The sequence below is a fragment of the Lactiplantibacillus garii genome (assembly GCF_003885105.1).
Lineage (GTDB): Bacteria > Bacillota > Bacilli > Lactobacillales > Lactobacillaceae > Lactiplantibacillus > Lactiplantibacillus garii.
Map to the genome: position 1 here is coordinate 1 of NZ_QWZQ01000130.1, position 588 is coordinate 588.

Annotated in this window: 1 protein-coding gene; it reads left to right on the forward strand. The window is 35.0% G+C overall.

The window, feature by feature from the left end:
- Window positions 1-526 (forward strand): hypothetical protein (locus tag D1831_RS14485; RefSeq protein ID WP_158610681.1); only part of this gene is annotated, 526 nt, incomplete at its 5' end.
- Between the last annotated feature and the right edge of the window lie 62 nt (window positions 527-588).

Sequence of the window (588 nt, forward strand, 5' to 3'; positions counted from 1 at the left end):
AGCCAAGACCGTTAAAAAAGCTAAGAAGGTCAGTAAGAAAAAGGCTAAGAAAGCTAAAGTCTACAAAATTAGTAAAAATGTTTTAAATAATAAAAAGAAAGTAATGATTAACTATACTCGTAATACGAGTGGCAAGGTCATGCCGATCGCACTTATGCAGCGGGGAAATAAAATTCGTATTATTAGTGCCACCGGTATGTCCGAAAATACACTTGATTATAAAGTTAATAAGCAAGTTGTTAAGAAAAATAAAATGACTCTTAAGCTGACGCCAATCTTGACCAAGGGTGATACAACGGCTAAAGGTTCTGGGACAATTCAACTAATTCGGACTGGCAAAAATTCATATACGATTCCAAAAATTTATCGTTATGATGCCTACCGCATTAATTCGAATAAGTATCATCTTTACGGCCAATGGGATAAGCCGTATAAAACTAGTCTTAAATCGCTACGAGTGGTTAACCGTGGCAAGCTTCTCAAGGCCAATAAATATAGTGTGTATACACCACACTTTAAATTTTAGGAGGTGTTTATAATGAATTTAATGACAAAACTAGGGGTTGTTACACTTGCAATGATTAGTGT